Here is a 16,369-nt window from a genome sequence, read left to right as displayed (position 1 = left end):
ATGTGGAGGAAGTTATGAAAAGGATGCAGAGGCTCTGGACATGGCTTACAGGTTGCGCGCTGCTGGTTGCGGCATTGCCCGGCGCGGCCCTGGCTGCTGGCGGCGGCAAGGTTGCCAACGTTGTGGTGGTCGCCGATACGCGCAAGCTTGACGGCATACTGTACTGGTGGGCTGAAATGTACAATGAAAGCCACTTCTTTTTTGCCATTCTGACTATGGCCATTATCCCGGTTACAGGTTGCATACTGGGTTGGCTGGCGGATGTCGTCATGACGCACATCGGCATTGACCTCAAGCACCGCGAATTGTCCGAAAAGTAGTCGGAAGGAGGCAAGTTATGGAATGGTTGTATATTTTGATGCCCATTTCCGGCGTGTTCATTTTCTGGCCGGGCCTTGTCATTCTTGGTTTGGGCGTTGGCATTATCGGCGGCTTTTTCGGCATGGGCGGCGCCTGGATGGTTACCCCAGGTCTGAACATTCTTGGTTTCCCCATGGCCTTCGCCATTGGTACCGACGTGGCGCAGATGGCGGGTAAATCGCTTATCTCCACCATGCGGCACGGCAAGTTCGGCAACGTTGACTACGGCTTGGGCCTGACCATGCTGGTTGGTACCATCGTGGGCGTGGAAGTTGGCGCGCAGATGGTCATGTGGCTGGAACGCCTTGGTTCCGTCGACAAGGTTGTGCGCTGGTTGTACGTTGTCCTGCTTGTGCTGCTGGCATGGCTTGTATTTCACGATATCGCCGCTCGCCGCAGAAAGGAACGCGAAGCCAAGGCCCAGAACAAGGAACTTGATCACGCGGCAACTGGCGTTGACTGGGCCTCCCGCCTGCACGCCATCAAGATTCCGCCTGTGTTCCACTTCAAGCAGGCCAACATCACCTGCTCCGCATGGCTGCCCATCTTCGTCAGCTTCTTCACCGGCTGGCTGGCTGGTATCCTCGGCATCGGCGGCGGTCTTATCCGCATGCCCGCCCTGGTGTATCTTGTCGGCTGCCCCACCCATCTGGCGGTGGGTACGGACCTCTTTGAAGTCGCTATCTCCGGTCTCTACGGCACGGCTTCGTACGCATACAAGGGCCGCGTGGAACTGCTTGCCGCTCTCATCATGCTGTGCGGCGCGGCCATCGGCGCGCAGATCGGCGTTGTCGCCACCAAGTATGTAAAGGGTTACGGCATCCGCTTCGTGTTCGGCCTGGCCGTTATCGGCTGCCTCATCTCGGTTGTGTGCAAGCTGGTTGAAGCTGAATTCCCGGCATGGGGCTGGCTGCTTGGCCCGGCTGCTACGATCGACGTGCTCGGCTTCGTGTCGGCTATCTCCCTTTACATAACCGTCAAGATGGTACAGGGCGCCAAGGCGGAAATTGCCGCCAAGAAGAACCAGCCCGCGGCCAACTAGAAGGAGACCCGCCATGAAGATTCGTAACCTGATGCTTATGCTGGCGATGGCCTTCTCTGTTGCACTGCTCACCGGCTGCAACTTCGACGGAGGCGTGGAACAGGGACGCTGCGTGGCCTTTGATGCCACAGCCAAAACCCTCACCATTGTGGTGGACGTGACGCACGATCAGTTTAACCCGCACTACAGCGGCGGCACGCATACCTTCAAGCTGCCTGTGGAATCCAAAGACATGGGCCCGACCCCCAGCGTGGGTGGCCGCCTGATGATCGATCTGGTCAAGAACACCGTGCTTATCTATGACCAGAAGACCAACAGCGTGCGCGAGCTGGCCGTGCAGTTCACCGATGTGGAAAAGAACGTCGGCTCCGACCATCCCAAGGTCAAGGGCAAGACCTTCCCCATTATCGACAAGGATCAGCAGACCGTCACCGTGTACTCTGGACGCCAGAAGTCTTTGATCACCTTCAAGATTCCTGCTGAAGCTCAGGATTACCCGGCCTATGTATGGACCGCTGGCGACGAAATGCGCATTGCCTACCGCAACGCCGACAAGGCCCAGTCCATGCGTATCATGAACGTGTCCAAGACCAACATCTTCAAGAAGTAAACCCCAGGGTGCCTACCCCCACCCTGCGCGCCGGAGCGGTTCGCCCCGCTCCGGCGCACCTCGGGTGGACAAACACACTCAGGAGAGCATCAATGAACAGTTACCGTCAGACCCTCTATTCCAGCATAATCCGGGTTGCGGCCAACGCAGTCATGGTTGGCGCGATCTTTGTGGGCATGTATCAGTCGGCCCACAGTTCTGGGGCCTCGGAACTGGTGTTCTGCGCATGGTTTTTTGGCATCACGGTGCCTACGTGGGCAGGGGCCTTCTGGCTTACCAAAAAGGTGCGCCAGGTATATCCCGCCGAGTTTCAGAGCCTTGTGGAACTGCCGCGCCTCGGACAGCGGCTCGTAAGCTGGCACGTGGCCGAAACGTCCATGTGCCCCGTCATTGATCGCCGATAAACGGGAGCAGCAGCATGTCGTGTGTCATGACCATACCACAGGCGGGCAGGAAGGAACCTATGGGGGAATTCATCAAAAGCCAGGGTTGGCAGAACTGCCTCCAGACCCGTGCCCGGCAGCGTTATTGGGGCGCTCTGTGCGCCCTGTTGCTGGGTTTTGCCCTGCTGGGAATACTTGACGGCCTGCAAGGCCTTGCAAGGTCTGGCGCGGATGTGATCGAATTGCTGCCCGGCGGCAGCGTGTCCATATCCGGGCCGCTGACCATCAAAAATCCCGTCAACAGCGACCTCAAGGCGCAATTTGCCCCGGAAAATCCGGCCCTTTTTTATGATCTGGAAGGATTCTTTGCGGGCTACTGGTTTGGCAACGGCATGTGGCGAGGCAGTGTGCGCGCCGATGCCGTGGCGGAACCCGGCAGTTACGGCCTGAAGGTTTCCTTCAGGGGGGCGGCTGCCAGCACCACGCAGCACTATACTGTTGTCGTGCATGCCGATGAAACTGCCATGCGGGCTGCGTCCACCTCGTATTTGCGCCGCATTACCGGCTATAACCCCTTTGTGCTGGCTGCGGGATGCTGCGGTCTGGCCCTGCTGGGCGGGGTTGTGGTGTTCAGGCTTGGCAGCAAGTACATACGCCAGCTGACAACACTTGGCTGCGGAGAAATCGTGCGCGTGGAACAGAATGCTGACACTGCCGCGCAAGGGCAATCCGGCCACATCTGGTGCCTGCTGTACGGCCTGCGCGCGCCCGCAAAGGGAACGCCCTGCGCCGTTTATGATGCGCAAGGCATGCCCCTTGGCACCGCTCGCGCCCAAGAAGCAAAGAACGGTACGCTTGAACTGAATTTTGACTCAATCACAAGCCCGGCAGCAGAAGTCGGTGCGACCAATACCGCCGTTCGTCCTGGCTGTCTTGTCCAATTGCGGCCCCCAAGGCCGCTCTCTCCTCCGGTCACAGACAGATAAGGTCGTTCGGTCTCCTGCGGCATGCACTTGGCGCGTCACCTGTGCATGCCGCTTTTTTTTTGCCCGCCGCATTCATCCCGCCTTGCCGCTCTTGCCGCCTGCTTTGCCATAAGCTATGCTTATTGTGTTGCATATGCCCCCTGAGGGCTTAAACCAAGGCGGAATTTTCATGTCTCAACTTTGCCCCTGCGGCAGCGGCCAGTCTCTGGACCAATGCTGCGGCCCCCATATTGAAGGTGCGTCCTGGCCCCAGAACGCAGAAAGCCTCATGCGTTCGCGGTATTCGGCCTATGTGCTTGGCCGTCATCAGTGGCTTGTGGAAACCACGCATCCCGACTACCGGGAAAATGTGGACGCCGACAAACTGGCCGAGCAGACCAGGGATATCACCTGGCTGCGTCTTGATATTGCCGCGACAGAAAACGATGTTCCCGCCGGAGAACACGGCGAGCTTTTTGATGTTGTTGAATTTTATGCCTATTATGAACTGGAGGGCATCCCCCGCCAGTTGGGCGAGCGCAGCTTTTTTCAGCGCAAGGACGACAAGATTTATTATGTGGACGGCGTGGCCCTGCGGCCTGACGCTTACCGCAGGCAGGAACCCAAGGTGGGTCGTAATGATCCCTGCCCCTGCGGCAGCGGCAAAAAATACAAGAAATGCTGCGGGGCTTCCAAATCCTGATGACCACGGATGCCGAACACGCAAAAAATTCCGGCAGGGGCAAGAATGGTTCTCTGACAGCCATCCGGCAGTTTTGTCTGGAGTGTCAGGGCGCGTCTGCCAAGGCGGTTCGCGCCTGCGCTGATGAAGAGTGCCCCCTTTGGGCCTGGCGGCTTGCCACGCTGGCGGGCGAGGAATGCCCCGCCCCGGCGGAACAAGCCGCGCGACAGGCCTTGCGGGCCATTCGCAGGCAGTGCATGGGCTGTGCTGGCGACAGGGTGGAGGTGCGCGCCTGTGCGGCTCGCGATGCCTGTGCCCTGTGGCATTGCCGGTTTGGCGTGCGTCCGCAGACATACAAGGCCGTGCGGCGGCGTTTTTTTGCTCCCAAACCCTTGCGACTTTTGTAATGCGCCACCAAGAACGCGGCGCAACACCACAGGAGGTATCCATGCCTCATTTGCTCGAATGGTCGAGAGCATATGCTCATCGCCTTGACGCTGGTTCTGCTGCGGCCCTGAAGGCGCGCGCGCCGGAAGTGGCCCAGAGGCTTCAGCGCGAGCTGGCATCCGGCGAGCTGCCCTTTATTTCCATGCCCTTCCGCGCCAAGCTGGAAGTGGAAATGGCCCCGCTGATTCCCCGCATCAAGGCCTACAAGCATATGCTGGTGCTGGGCATCGGCGGCTCTGCCCTTGGGGCGCGGGCCATGCAGCAGGCCTTTGCGCCGGGGCAGGACGGCCCCGGGCATCGCGGCCCGTGGCTCTGGATTGCGGACAATGTCTGCGCGGAGCGCTTTGAAGCCCTGCTCGGCAAGCTCAATCCCACGGAAACCGTGGTGGTGTGCATCAGTAAATCTGGCGGCACCATTGAGACTATCTCGCAGTATTTTCTTGTGCGCGATTGGCTTAAGGCCAGCGTGGGCGAGGGCTGGCAGGATCAGATGATCGTTGTCACCGACGAACGCAAGGGCTACCTGCGCGAAGAAGCAAACCGCTATGGGCTGACCGCCCTTGAAGTGCCGGATTATCTTGGCGGGCGCTATTCGGCCCTCTCTGCGGTGGGGCTTTTGCCTGCGGCCTTTTTGGGCATAGACTGGCAGGCCCTGCTGGACGGCGCAGCCGATGTTGCACGCCCCCTGCTGCAAAATCCGGAGCACGTGGCCGAGCATCCTTCGTTCGCCTTGGCCTGCTGGGCCAAGGCTCTGGAAGACAAGGGCTACAGCCAACTGATATTTTTCAGCTATATTCCGCAGTGGGCCGCCTACGGCGACTGGTTTGCCCAGCTTTGGGCCGAAAGCCTGGGCAAGGACGGGCAGGGCAGCCAGCCTGTGCCAGCGACCGGTGTGACGGATCAGCATTCCATCAACCAGATGTTTTTGAGCGGCCCGCGTAACAAGGGCTGCATTTTCCTGACCAGCTGCGACCAGGCACAGGGGCCCAATTTCGGCATGGATGTACCGGATCAGTGGGCCTGGCTGCGCGCCAAACCCTTTGGCAGCCTGCTTGAAGCCGAGGCCCTGGGAACCCGTATGGCCCTGTGCCAGAGCGGCGTACCCCTGCTGCATGTGGAAATGCACAACAAAGGCCCCCGCGCCGCTGGTTCGCTCATGCTGCTGCTTGAGGCGGCCACCCTGTTTACGGGCTGGCTCATGGGCATCAATCCGCTGGATCAACCCGCAGTGGAGCTGGGCAAACGCCTTGCCAACGCGCGGCTTGGGGCTGGCGGCTATGCGCAGGAAGAAGCAGATCTGGCGGAATACCTTGCCGTACCCAGAATGGAACAGAAGTTTTAAGCAAGTGAAGGGCGCGGGACCGTTGCCAAGGGCAAAAAAACGGTATCCCGCGCTGGTTGCAACCCTTTGCCTGTGTGCCGAAATGTGCTTCAGGAATGGCGGTGGCCGTCAGGCGGCGGCTTTCGGATATGCCTGGGGTTTTTATAACCTGTCGCGTAGCGGCGGCTTTGCGGCGGGGCGTAGCGGTCGTTTTCCCTGCGCCCCGGCGGCGGTGGCAGAAGTGCCGCGCCGCCCGGAGCCGCCGTGCGCGCAAAGGCATTGTCATGTTCAGAAAAAAGCAGCGTAACGAAGCCTGCATCCGCCAGTGCGAGGATGTCTGCGCCCAGACCGTTGACGCGGATAGCGCGTTGCCAAGTTACGCCCGCACATTATCCTGGCTCTCGCTTGTGGTCATTTTGCTGACCAGCCTGGGGCTTTCTTTCTTCATTTCCAACTCTGCGCGCGAGACCCTGCTCACACGGCAGGAGAACTTTGCTCAGCAGCTTGTGGAAAATCTCAACAGCCAGATATTCCGCCGGTTCGCCTTGCCCACCTTGCTGGGCTACGGGCGTATCGCCCTGCGCCAGCCCGAACAGTATGACAGGCTGGATCAGGTGGTGAAGTCCGTCATTCACGGCTTGCCGGTCGAGCGGCTGCGTATTTATGATTTTTCGCGTCTGGTGGCATATTCCACCAAGAAGGAAGATCTGGGCCGCGCCGGGTTATCCCCGCCATATCTGGACGACATTCTGGGAGGCGGAGCGCCGAGGTCGGAAATCATCTCGACCATGCCGGGCTGGCAGGCTCCTTTCCGTGTGCCGTTGCAGGAAGGCTCGTTTGTGCTGCGCATTCTTTATCCCCTGCGCGGCGAACCCCTGCACCCAGGGGAGGAAGCGCCCATCATGGGCGCGCTGGAGCTCACGCAGGATATTACGGGCGACTATGAGCAGGTGCTGACGTTTCAGGGCATCATTGTTGTCATGTGTCTGCTTTCGTCTGTGATCATGTTTGGCCTGCTGCTCATGCTGATCCATCGGTCGGAGCGGGTGCTGGCGGCGCGCATGTATAAGAACCGGGTTCTTGAAAACCAGTTGCACAGCAATGAACGGCTGGTGAGCATGGGCAGGGTGGTGGCCAGCATCGCGCACGAAATCCGCAATCCGCTGGGTATCATCCGTTCAAGCGCCGAGCTGCTGCAACGCCGTACCGACAAGGCCGACGCCAGCACACGCCGTATTCTTGGGGCCATTTATGACGAGGCTGTTCGCCTTTCGCAGACAGTCAACGACTTTCTGGACTACGCCCGTCCCCGCCAGCCCAAGCAGGACGTTGTGGACGTGAATGTGGTGCTGGATCAGGTTCTGGCCTTTCTTGAAGGCGAGATGGGGCGCTTTGGCGTGGCGCTTGAGCGGCAGTGCGAGAGTGGGCTTTTTACACCCGGCGACAAGGATTTGCTGTACCGGGCTTTTTACAATATCCTTGTGAACGGCCAGCAGGCGATGGATGGGCCGGGCGTTGTGCGCATAAATGGGCGCATTGACGACAACGGCCACGTTTGCATTGAATTTCTTGATTCTGGCCCCGGTTTTGACCCCGCTACGCTACCTAACCTGCTGGATCCCTTTTTTACTACCAAGGATGGCGGCACAGGGCTTGGTTTGCCCATTGTGCAGTCGATCATCTCAAGCCACGGCGGTGTCATCAAGCTTGAAAACGGCCCCGAGGGCGGGGCGCTGGTGAGGGTTCTGCTGCCCAGAGCCCAAACTGGCGCATAGGATACATAATGAGTGAAAAAGCGCATCTTCTGATCATTGACGACGAAAAAAACTATCTGCTGGTTTTGCAAACCCTGCTTGAAGACGAGGGCTATGCAGTCACGGCCATCAGCGACCCTGAAACCGCATTGGCATTTCTGGACGAAAGCGAAGTGGACGTTATTGTGACCGACATGAAAATGCCCAAGGTCACAGGGCGCGAAGTGCTCGAGCGGGTTAAAAAGAACTGGCCGTACATTCCGGTGCTTATCATGACGGCCTTCGGCTCCATTGAAAGTGCCGTCGAGGTCATGCGCTACGGCGCATTTGACTACATCACCAAACCTTTTTCCAATGACGAACTGCTGCTTTCCATCCACAATGCCGTGGAGCTTTCGCGGGCGCACCGTCAGTACCGGTTGTTGCAGGAAGTCATGGAAGACCGCTACGGCGTCCACAAGATTGTGGGCCGCAGCAGGGCCATACGGGACGTTTTGCTCATGGTTGAGCGTGCTGCGCCCAGCCGCTCCACGGTGCTCATTACTGGTGAATCCGGTACGGGCAAGGAGCTGGTTGCCCGGGCCATCCACTATACCAGCCCCCGTAAGGACAAGCCCTTTGTGTCGGTGAACTGCATGGCTCTGAACCCCGGCGTGCTTGAGAGCGAGCTTTTCGGGCACGAAAAGGGGTCGTTCACGGGTGCTGTCGCCATGCGGCGCGGGCGCTTTGAGCAGGCAGACAGCGGCACCCTGTTTCTGGATGAAATTGCGGAGCTCACGCCTGACCTTCAGGTCAAGCTGCTTCGCGTCTTGCAGGAACGGCGTTTTGAACGCGTGGGCGGTGGCGAGGAAATTGAGGTGGATATTCGCGTGGTGGCGGCCACCAACAAGGATCTTGCCGCGCTGGTGGAGAAGGGGGCATTCCGCGATGACCTCTACTACCGCCTTAACGTTGTGCAGGTTCCCCTGCCGCCCCTGCGCGAGCGCAGGGAAGACATCCCCCTGCTTGTGGCGCACTTTGTGGAAAAGGTCTGCACAGACAATTCCATGCCGCCCAAGACCTTCAGTACGGAAGCGTTGAACTACCTCACGGGGTACGAGTGGCCGGGCAACATTCGCCAGCTTGAAAACGTGGTGGAAAGCTGCCTTGTGCTGGTGCCGGGCAATGTCATTGACGTGGACAATCTGCCCGCCGAGATCCGCGATGAAGAATCGCAGTTCAAAAGCGCGGTGGATCTGCTGCCTGTACAGCTTGATCTGGCTGATACGCTTGAAAAGATTGAAGCCGCGCTTATCCGCCGTGCCCTGGTGAGGGCGGAGCTTGTGCAGGTCAAGGCAGCGGAATATCTTGGAATTTCAAAAAGCCTGCTGCAATACAAGCTCAAAAAATATGGCATCACTGGCCATTAATTAGTTTTTGGGGCAGGGCAGGAGGCGAGCGTTTTTGTCTGCTACAGCCAAAACACAGTTTTCGCAGACATGCTGTCTGTGTTTCAGCCCCTCCATCAATAGGAAAAACAGGGGCGTCCTGGCTTCGGCTGAGGGCGCCTTTTTTATTTTTTTCATGCCTTGCTGAGTAGAAAAACTATTTAAATACCGCGATGGTATGTTGGGAAAAAAGGGGCGAAGATGCCAGACCTGTTGCAAATTTGCGTCAGAGGTCTTTACAGAAACGATAAATTTTTATAGGTTGAGCAACCAGTCAGTGATCTGGCGAATTATGAAATACATAGGGCCGCAGCAGGTATTTGCCCACAGGCATATTGCGTGGTATCACTTCTTAAAATGCTGTATTATCGACAGAACGAGTGATCAAACAGGGAGTTGTTTTTCCTGAATGTTTTTTCTGTCGAGGTTTAAACATGGTTCGTGCCGGATTTGCACTGCGCAGGATCTTGGCCCGCTAGACAGGCAAAAAAAGGGCCGCGCTGCATGCGCGACCCCTTGAATGGTGATAACCAGCCAGCGATCAGAAGTTTTACCCCCGGCGCTTGGCGAGACGCTTTCTGAGGTTTTCCGCCACATCGTCAGGATTCATGTGGACGCGGGCAATGCCGCTTTCCATGGCGGCCTTAGCTGTGGCAGCCGCCACCAGCGGAGCCACGTCCGGGTTCAGGGTCGAAGGAATGATCATGCTGGGGCTGAGCTCTTCAGGTTTGACGAGTTCGGCAAGGGCCGTGGCGGCAGCGATCTTCATGGCATCGTTGATGTCGGTGGCGCGTACGTCAATGGCACCCCTGAAGATGCCGGGGAAGGCCAGCACGTTGTTGATCTGGTTGGGGCAGTCGGAGCGGCCCGTTGCCACCACTTTTGCGCCGCCATCAAAGGCGCGCTGCAGGGGCCAGATTTCGGGGATGGGATTTGCCTGGGCAAAAACAATGGGATCCTTGGCCATGCTGCGGATCATGTCTTCGTTCAGGGAGTTGGGCGCGGAAACGCCAATAAAGACATCGGCGCCCTTGATGGCCTCGGCCAGACCGCCCTTGACCTTGTTGGGATTGGTGTGCTTGGCGATTTCATCCTTGTAGGGATTCATGCCTTCGGGGCGGCCCTGCCAGATAGCGCCTTTGGAATCGCACATGATGACGTTTTTGAGGCCCACGGCCATGAGCAGCTTGATGATGGCAATACCCGCAGCGCCAGCGCCGCTGGTGACAACGGTCACTTCATCAAGTTTTTTGCCAACAATTTTCAGAGCATTGATAAGACCGGCCAGGGTAACAACGGCGGTGCCGTGCTGGTCGTCATGGAAAATGGGGCCTTTGAAGATGCCGTTCTTTTTCAGGGTGTCTTCAATGACAAAGCATTCAGGGGCCTTGATGTCTTCAAGGTTCACGCCGCCAAAGGTCGGGGCCATGAGTTCAACCAGCTCCACGATCTTGCCGGTGTCCTTGGTGTCCACGCAGATGGGGAAGGCATCCACATCGCCAAAGGTTTTGAACAGCAGGGATTTGCCTTCCATAACGGGCATGGCAGCGGCAGCGCCGATGCTCCCAAGGCCAAGCACGGCAGTGCCGTTGGAAACAACGCAGACAAAGTTGGAGTGGTTTGTATAAACATCAAGCATTGCGGGATCTTTATGAATTTCCATGCAAGGCTCGGCAACGCCGGGCGAGTAGGCCAGGGTGAGGTCGTCGTTATCGCGCACAGGGGCTTTGACCCGAACCTCAATTTTCCCCTGATATTCCTTGTGCATGGCCAGGGCTTCTTCCCGCAGGTTCTTGATACGTGACATCACTTGCTCCTTCATCTGTTTGTCTGCCGTGACAGTGTAAAAAATGCGCCTGTGGGCGCTGGGCAGCCTCAGTTGAACATGCTCTCAAAAAAGTTTTTGGGCCAGCAACAATGTGGCATTGCGGGCAATAGCCGGAAGTAACCGGTCAGCCGCAGCATTTTGTGTCGGCCTTCTTGTATAAGTATACAGAAATTCATGGGGTAAGGAAATATCTTATGAAAATTTTGTAAAGGTTTATGGGATTACTGCTTTTTTGACTCATACAAATTCTTGTTTTTTCAAAAAGATGCGGCGTACCGCAGACCTCAAGGAGAAACGAATTTCGCCATGAATACCGAAAATTCAAAAAATATGGATGCCGATGCACAGGCCGGAAGAAAGCGCAGCATTCAGCGGCCCAGAGTGCACACTGAAGTGCTGAGTTGCCTGCTGGATGACATTCAGAGCGGCGTTTATCAGGTAGGGCAAAAGCTGCCCTCCGAGCGCGAGTTGATGGACGAGTTCGGCGTGGGCCGGCCTGCTGTGCGCGAAGCTCTTTCCGGTCTGGCGCGCATGGGCCTTATTGAGGTCTCGCCCGGCATGCGCGCCCGCGTGTGCCGCCTGACGCTCAAGCCCCTGCTGCGCGAGATGAGGGCTACACTCGAGATTTACTCCAGCTCGCCTGACGGCTGGCGTCAACTGCACGATCTGCGGCTCTTTTTTGAAACCGCCGTGGTGCGGCGCATGGCCCTTGAAATAACTGATGAGCAACTGACCCGCCTTGACGAGCATCTGCAAAATCAGCGCAGATTGCTGGACGCATCGGAAATACGCGCTTTTGCCGAAGCGGATATTGATTTCCATCGCTATCTTGTGGAATGCATGGGCAACAACTTTCTCGGGCTTTTGGCCGAAGGCTTTGCCGGTTGGCTGATCACGCCTCTGTACGCCTCTTTGCAGGTGCGCAAGCAGAGCGAGCGTTCATACCGCGCCCACGTTGGCGTGTACGAAGCGCTCAAAAAGCGTGACCCAGACTTGGCGGAAAAGGCCATGCGCGCTCACCTGGACGAAATGCGCGGTATTTATCAGGTGGATGTGATGGTTGATGAGGACGAGCCGTCTAAGGACCAGAATTAGCAAGGCTTCTGCCCGCATAACTGGAGCAGAACCGGAATTGCCGCTGTGCCCTCTGGGGGCGGCGGCAATTCCTTTTTGCAGGGTCTGTGATTGTCGCGATTTTTCAAGGACGCAAAAAACCGCAACGGGGTACCGTTGCGGTTTTTTGTGGGCCGGACACCCGGCAACGTCTGTTGCCGCTGCTTCCTTTCGGACCTGACGGGGTTGGCAGTGCTGCCGCCGTCCGGCTTGGCAAGACACTTACCCGCAAAGAGGGTCGGCTGTCAATGGCTGAGCTGGCTTTTCGCCTGCGGGGCACTGTCGCACAGCAAGGACGTGGCGTTGCTCATGATGGTTTCCATCTCCGCATCCTTGAGGCTGGCAAGGCGTTGCAGGCGTTGTCGTTCTTCCACAGGGTCGTACAGCGGCCAATCTGTGCCAAAGAGAATACGTTCTCGCGGAAAAGCCCCAAGAAGTTTTTTGGCAAGCAGCGGGGTGGCAAAGGGCGTTGTACTTGAGGTGTCAAACCAAAGGTTTTCAAACCTGTTGCCAGCAAGAGCATCAAGCGCATGCGCCCACATACGGTAGCCGCCAAAATGGGCCGCAATCACCCTCATGCGGGGGAACTGACGCAGAATAGCCGCCAGTTTGTAAGGGCAGGAGGGGTTTTGGGCTGGCGTTGTTCTGTCGCCTATGTGGATTTCAAATACAAAGTCTTTTTGCGCTGCTTCAAAAATGGGCAGAAGGCGAGGGTCGTCCAGCCAGAAGCTCTGAAAATCAGGGTGCAGCTTGATGCCACGGATGCCCGCGCCCTTGATGCGCTTAAGCTCCGCCTCCCAGTTTTCATAGCCCGGGTGCACCGTACCAAAGGCGATGACCCTGTCCGCATGCTCCTTTTGCAAGGTGATGGCGTAGTTGTTTGCCGGAATAACCTGGGCCGGTGCTGTGGCTGCGCACAAAACCACGCACTTTTCCATCTCGGCCTTACGTTCGCGCTCCAGCAGGTGGGCGATGGTGCCATCGCCCGCGCAGTTGACGCTATAAAATTCATTCAGGTGATCCACTGCCTTGTGCGCTATCTTGGGATGAAAGGCGTGGGTGTGTATATCGATGTACATGATTGGCGCTTATTTTACCCCATTCACCACATTGACGGGAGTTCCTGCCTGCCAGCGCCGGATGTTCTCCGCCATGAGGTCAATGATGTTTTGCCGCGCACGTGTGGTAGCCCAGGCAATGTGCGGCGTAATCAGCGTGTTGGGCGCTGAAAACAGGGGATTGTCGTCCTGCGGAGGCTCCTGTGCAAGCACGTCAGTTCCAAGACCTCGCAGATGCCCGGATTTCAGGGCTTCAGCAGCGGCGGCTTCATCCACCAGCGGCCCACGCGAGGTATTCAGCAGAATAGCCCCTTTGCGCATGGACGAAAGTGTTTTGGCATTGATGATGTTGCGTGTTTCCTTGGTCAGCGGGCAGTGCAGCGAAACCACGTCCGATGCGCAAAGCAGATGCTCAAGCGTGGCAAAGGCAAAGGGGCCGTAGGACGGCGGATCCTTGGGGGTGCGGCAGTAGGCGAGTACGCTCATGCCAAAGGCGTGGGCCAGTTCACCCATACGGCGGCCTATGGAGCCAAAACCAATGAGGCCCATGGTCAGGCCTTCCAGGCACAGAGGCGGGATCTTCCAGTAGCACCAGCTTTTGGATTTGAGCCAGTCGCCGTTTTTGACGCTTTCGGAATGCAGGCTCGTGTGGCGGCACAGTTCAAGCAAGAGTGCCATTGCATGCTGGGCCACATCGCTCACGCCGTAAGCAACAACGTTGCATACAGGAACATTGCGTGCGGCCAGCGCATCAACATCAACAATATTATAGCCGGTGGCAAGAACGCCAACCATGCGGACATTGCTGTCCAGTTGCGCAAGATTTGCGCCAGTCAACGGGGTTTTGTTGACAAGCACCACGTCTGCCCCCTGGGTGCGCTCTGCAACCGCTTCGGTGGGAGTGGTTTCATAAATGGACACATCGCCAAGGGATGTGATCGGGTCCCAATCCACATCACCGGGATTGAGCACCGCACCGTCAAGAATGGCAATTTTCATGCAGGTAACCTCTGTTGCCTGCACTGTATCCTGTGATGCCGCTGCCCGCAAGTTCCTGGCGCAAAGTCATATATCTGTAACAGTTGGGTATTTTTTTGCTCTGCTGACAGGACGTTGCGGCGGTAAATAGGACTGGGCGCGCACGATGGGGCGGCAATGCTTGCACGCAATGTTCCTACGCAGTGTGGAACAAGGGGGCGAAGACAGCGCAGGCCGTAACAACGCCAGATGCTGATGCAGATATGTGTGCAAAGGTTGTGCTGGGTAAAGCCCTTTGCTGGCCGTACGCAGGGCAAAAAAAAGAGCCGCCCCAAAGGGCGGCTCTTTCAGTACTAATCTTAAAAAGACTAGTGGGCGATCACGCGGAAGTCGTCGCGGCGGTTCTTGGACCACGAAGCTTCGTTGTTACCCTGCACGGCGGGGTTTTCCTTGCCGTAGCTGATCATTTCCAGCTGGCTGGGATTCACGCCAAGCGTAACCAGGTATTCGTAGGAAGCGCGGGCGCGGCGTTCGCCGAGGGCGAGGTTGTATTCCTGGGTGCCGCGTTCGTCGCAGTTGCCTTCGATGCGCACGCGGATAGAGGAGTACTTCTTCAGCAGATCGGCCTTGGTCTTCAGCATTTCTTTGTATTCGGGCTTGATGTCGAATTTGTCGAAAGCGAAGTAGACGCGGGCGTCAGTGATCTGCTGGATGGCCGCACGCATTTCGGGGGTCAGGCCATCGTCATAGCCGGGTTCGCTGGTGGTTTTCTTTGCGCAACCGAAGCCGGCGGCAAGGGCCATAACCAGAGCGAGAATAAGAGCATAGCGTTTCATTGTGTGTCCTCCTGAACAGCTCATTCTCCAAAAAAATTGATACCTTTCCTTTCTGCACACGCGAGGCCGTTTCGTCCTCGCATAACAGATGGTATCTGGCCCGCAATTTTTGTCAAGGCGTGGAAGGGGGTTTCGACGCACTTTCGTAAAATATTTTTTACCCATTTCGTCCCCTGAGGGCCGGAAAATCGAGTAAAAATGCGGGTAAGAGGCCTATCTGTTAATTTTTAGCTATTTTTGCTGACCGGGCATGCCCCAGCGCGGGAAGTAGACGGAACCACCACCGGTGGGTACCTGCTTCGCATCGCCGCCATGGCGGGTGGTCAGGTAGATGCCGTGACCGCTGCGCGTGGACGAGAACGCAATAAAGTAACTGTCGGCGCAGAAAGCGGGCTGTTCATCGCTGCCGGGGCCGAAAGTAACCTGACGTTCCATGCCGGTAAGCATATCTTGCACAAAAATACGGTGACCATAATCGGTCATGCGGCTGTACACCACCAGGGTTCCGTCAGGCGACAGATTGGCCTCGGTGTTGTACGTGCCGTTTTTGCTCACGCGCGTGACCGATCCGCTGCTCAGATCCTTGAGGAAAATCTGCGGGCCGCCAAGGCGTGAAGAGGTAAATGCCATCTTGGTGCCCGTGCTGTCAAATGTGGGCGAAACGTTGATGGAGTCGTTTTGCTCAAGCACGCGTTCTTTCTGGAAAACGTGGTTCAGCTGGAAGATAACAGGGTACTTGCCGTTGGAAAGCGCCACGGCCACCTTGTTGTCAGGCATAAAGGCAGGGCCGATAACCACGTTGCCGGGAAAGCGGATACGCTGCACTTTGCCGCTGGAGCGATCCCAAACGCCGAGGGCATGGGATTTTTCGTCAATGTGGGTAAAGACCACAAAGCGACCATCAGGCGACCATGCGGGCGACATGGACTCGCCGGGCATGTTGGTGATCTGCCGCAGGTCGCGCCCGGTGGGCTTGACCAGCCATACGTTGGCGCTCATCTTGCCCGTCTTTTTTACAAAGGCAAGCGTGGAGCGGAAGAAGGCGCCATTGCCCGTAAGGGCTTCAAGCAGGTCGGCGCAGAAGCGGTCGGCCACTTCGGGCAGGTCTTTGGAAGTAACCTTGGGGTACTCCTTGCCGAAAAGTCGCCCGCCAGTGTTGGTTTCAAATGCGCGGATCTGCACGGGGCGGGTGCCGCTGTCGCCCTCGGGCCAGTAAGTCGTTACCACAATGTCCGACCCGGCAAGCTGGAAGCGCTTGAAATCGAGGGACGGCGGCTCATACCCGGGCAGAACAACGCCGCCAAGCACTGCTCTGGGATCGGTAAGACGCATAAAGGGCAAAAAGCTCAGGTTTTCCTGCACGATTTTTTGCAGGTCTGTGCCCATGCTGTTCGCTTCAGCAGAGGGGCCCTTGATGGGGGCCGCCAGGGCAAGGTTAACAATGTTTTGCCCCGGACCGTAAATGTCCACGCGCATGGCGGCCTGCGCCCCGCTTCCGAGAGCCAGCCAGAACCCCAGGGTCAGGAGAAGAAGCTGTTTTTTCATGGCGTCAGTATTCCTTGTTC

16 protein-coding genes and 1 other RNA gene are annotated in these 16,369 nt (G+C 57.4%); 11 read left to right on the top strand and 6 right to left on the bottom strand.

Annotated features, from left to right (window positions below):
- Positions 1-14: 14 nt before the first annotated feature.
- The 10 genes from ACUZ79_RS12550 (at position 15) to ACUZ79_RS12505 (ending at position 8,973) form a co-directional block, all read left to right on the top strand.
- Positions 15-320, top strand: a complete 306-nt coding sequence (locus ACUZ79_RS12550) for a DVU0150 family protein (RefSeq protein WP_192112853.1) — start codon at positions 15-17, stop codon at positions 318-320.
- Between the two features lie 17 nt (positions 321-337).
- Complete coding sequence (locus tag ACUZ79_RS12545) at positions 338-1,402, top strand: sulfite exporter TauE/SafE family protein (protein WP_449251793.1); 1,065 nt, start codon at positions 338-340, stop codon at positions 1,400-1,402.
- A 13-nt stretch (positions 1,403-1,415) separates the two neighbouring features.
- Complete coding sequence (locus ACUZ79_RS12540; protein WP_240825129.1) at positions 1,416-2,012, top strand: DUF4881 domain-containing protein; 597 nt, start codon at positions 1,416-1,418, stop codon at positions 2,010-2,012.
- 92 nt (positions 2,013-2,104) lie between these two features.
- Positions 2,105-2,416 carry a hypothetical protein gene (locus tag ACUZ79_RS12535; protein WP_192112856.1) on the top strand — a complete coding sequence of 104 codons (312 nt, stop codon included), beginning with the start codon at positions 2,105-2,107 and terminating at the stop codon, positions 2,414-2,416.
- Positions 2,417-2,475: 59 nt separating this feature from the next.
- The gene (locus tag ACUZ79_RS12530; protein WP_449251792.1) at positions 2,476-3,381 is read left to right on the top strand and encodes a hypothetical protein; all 906 of its coding nucleotides are present in this window, start codon (positions 2,476-2,478) and stop codon (positions 3,379-3,381) included.
- Between the two features lie 169 nt (positions 3,382-3,550).
- Positions 3,551-4,063, top strand: a complete 513-nt coding sequence (locus ACUZ79_RS12525) for a YchJ family protein (protein WP_022658268.1) — start codon at positions 3,551-3,553, stop codon at positions 4,061-4,063.
- Complete coding sequence (locus tag ACUZ79_RS12520; protein WP_449251791.1) at positions 4,063-4,449, top strand: hypothetical protein; 387 nt, start codon at positions 4,063-4,065, stop codon at positions 4,447-4,449. The genes ACUZ79_RS12525 and ACUZ79_RS12520 overlap by 1 nt, the downstream gene beginning before the upstream one ends.
- 41 nt (positions 4,450-4,490) lie before the next feature.
- The gene (locus ACUZ79_RS12515) at positions 4,491-5,831 is read left to right on the top strand and encodes a glucose-6-phosphate isomerase (protein ID WP_449251790.1); all 1,341 of its coding nucleotides are present in this window, start codon (positions 4,491-4,493) and stop codon (positions 5,829-5,831) included.
- Between the two features lie 263 nt (positions 5,832-6,094).
- Positions 6,095-7,585 carry a sensor histidine kinase gene (locus ACUZ79_RS12510; protein ID WP_449251789.1) on the top strand — a complete coding sequence of 497 codons (1,491 nt, stop codon included), beginning with the start codon at positions 6,095-6,097 and terminating at the stop codon, positions 7,583-7,585.
- Positions 7,586-7,593: 8 nt separating this feature from the next.
- Positions 7,594-8,973 carry a sigma-54-dependent transcriptional regulator gene (locus ACUZ79_RS12505; RefSeq protein WP_192112861.1) on the top strand — a complete coding sequence of 460 codons (1,380 nt, stop codon included), beginning with the start codon at positions 7,594-7,596 and terminating at the stop codon, positions 8,971-8,973.
- A gap of 568 nt (positions 8,974-9,541) precedes the next feature.
- Here the strand turns inward: ACUZ79_RS12505 and ACUZ79_RS12500 are convergent.
- A complete protein-coding gene (locus ACUZ79_RS12500; protein ID WP_449251788.1) occupies positions 9,542-10,798 on the bottom strand; it encodes an NAD(P)-dependent malic enzyme in 1,257 nt (418 codons plus the stop codon).
- Positions 10,799-11,125: 327 nt separating this feature from the next.
- Between ACUZ79_RS12500 and ACUZ79_RS12495 the strand changes: the two genes are divergently transcribed.
- Positions 11,126-11,914 carry an FCD domain-containing protein gene (locus ACUZ79_RS12495; protein WP_449251787.1) on the top strand — a complete coding sequence of 263 codons (789 nt, stop codon included), beginning with the start codon at positions 11,126-11,128 and terminating at the stop codon, positions 11,912-11,914.
- Positions 11,915-12,059: 145 nt separating this feature from the next.
- On the opposite strand, the gene ffs is transcribed toward ACUZ79_RS12495, so the two are convergent.
- The 5 genes from ffs to ACUZ79_RS12470 form a co-directional block, all read right to left on the bottom strand.
- Positions 12,060-12,145: signal recognition particle sRNA small type (gene ffs, locus ACUZ79_RS12490), an RNA gene on the bottom strand.
- 32 nt (positions 12,146-12,177) lie between these two features.
- Positions 12,178-13,011, bottom strand: coding sequence for an amidohydrolase family protein (locus ACUZ79_RS12485; protein ID WP_449251786.1), 834 nt, complete (start codon positions 13,009-13,011; stop codon positions 12,178-12,180).
- Positions 13,012-13,020: 9 nt separating this feature from the next.
- The gene (locus ACUZ79_RS12480; protein WP_449251785.1) at positions 13,021-13,989 is read right to left on the bottom strand and encodes a D-2-hydroxyacid dehydrogenase; all 969 of its coding nucleotides are present in this window, start codon (positions 13,987-13,989) and stop codon (positions 13,021-13,023) included.
- A gap of 347 nt (positions 13,990-14,336) precedes the next feature.
- Positions 14,337-14,804 (bottom strand): peptidoglycan-associated lipoprotein Pal, encoded by a 468-nt coding sequence (gene pal / locus ACUZ79_RS12475; RefSeq protein WP_192112865.1) that lies wholly within the window; start codon positions 14,802-14,804, stop codon positions 14,337-14,339.
- A gap of 231 nt (positions 14,805-15,035) precedes the next feature.
- Positions 15,036-16,349 carry a translocation protein TolB gene (locus ACUZ79_RS12470; protein WP_240825117.1) on the bottom strand — a complete coding sequence of 438 codons (1,314 nt, stop codon included), beginning with the start codon at positions 16,347-16,349 and terminating at the stop codon, positions 15,036-15,038.
- Positions 16,350-16,369 lie beyond the last annotated feature (20 nt).

This window comes from Desulfovibrio faecalis, assembly GCF_053570625.1.
Note: the sequence above shows the minus strand (reverse complement) of the source record. Positions and strands in the feature narration are given on the sequence as shown.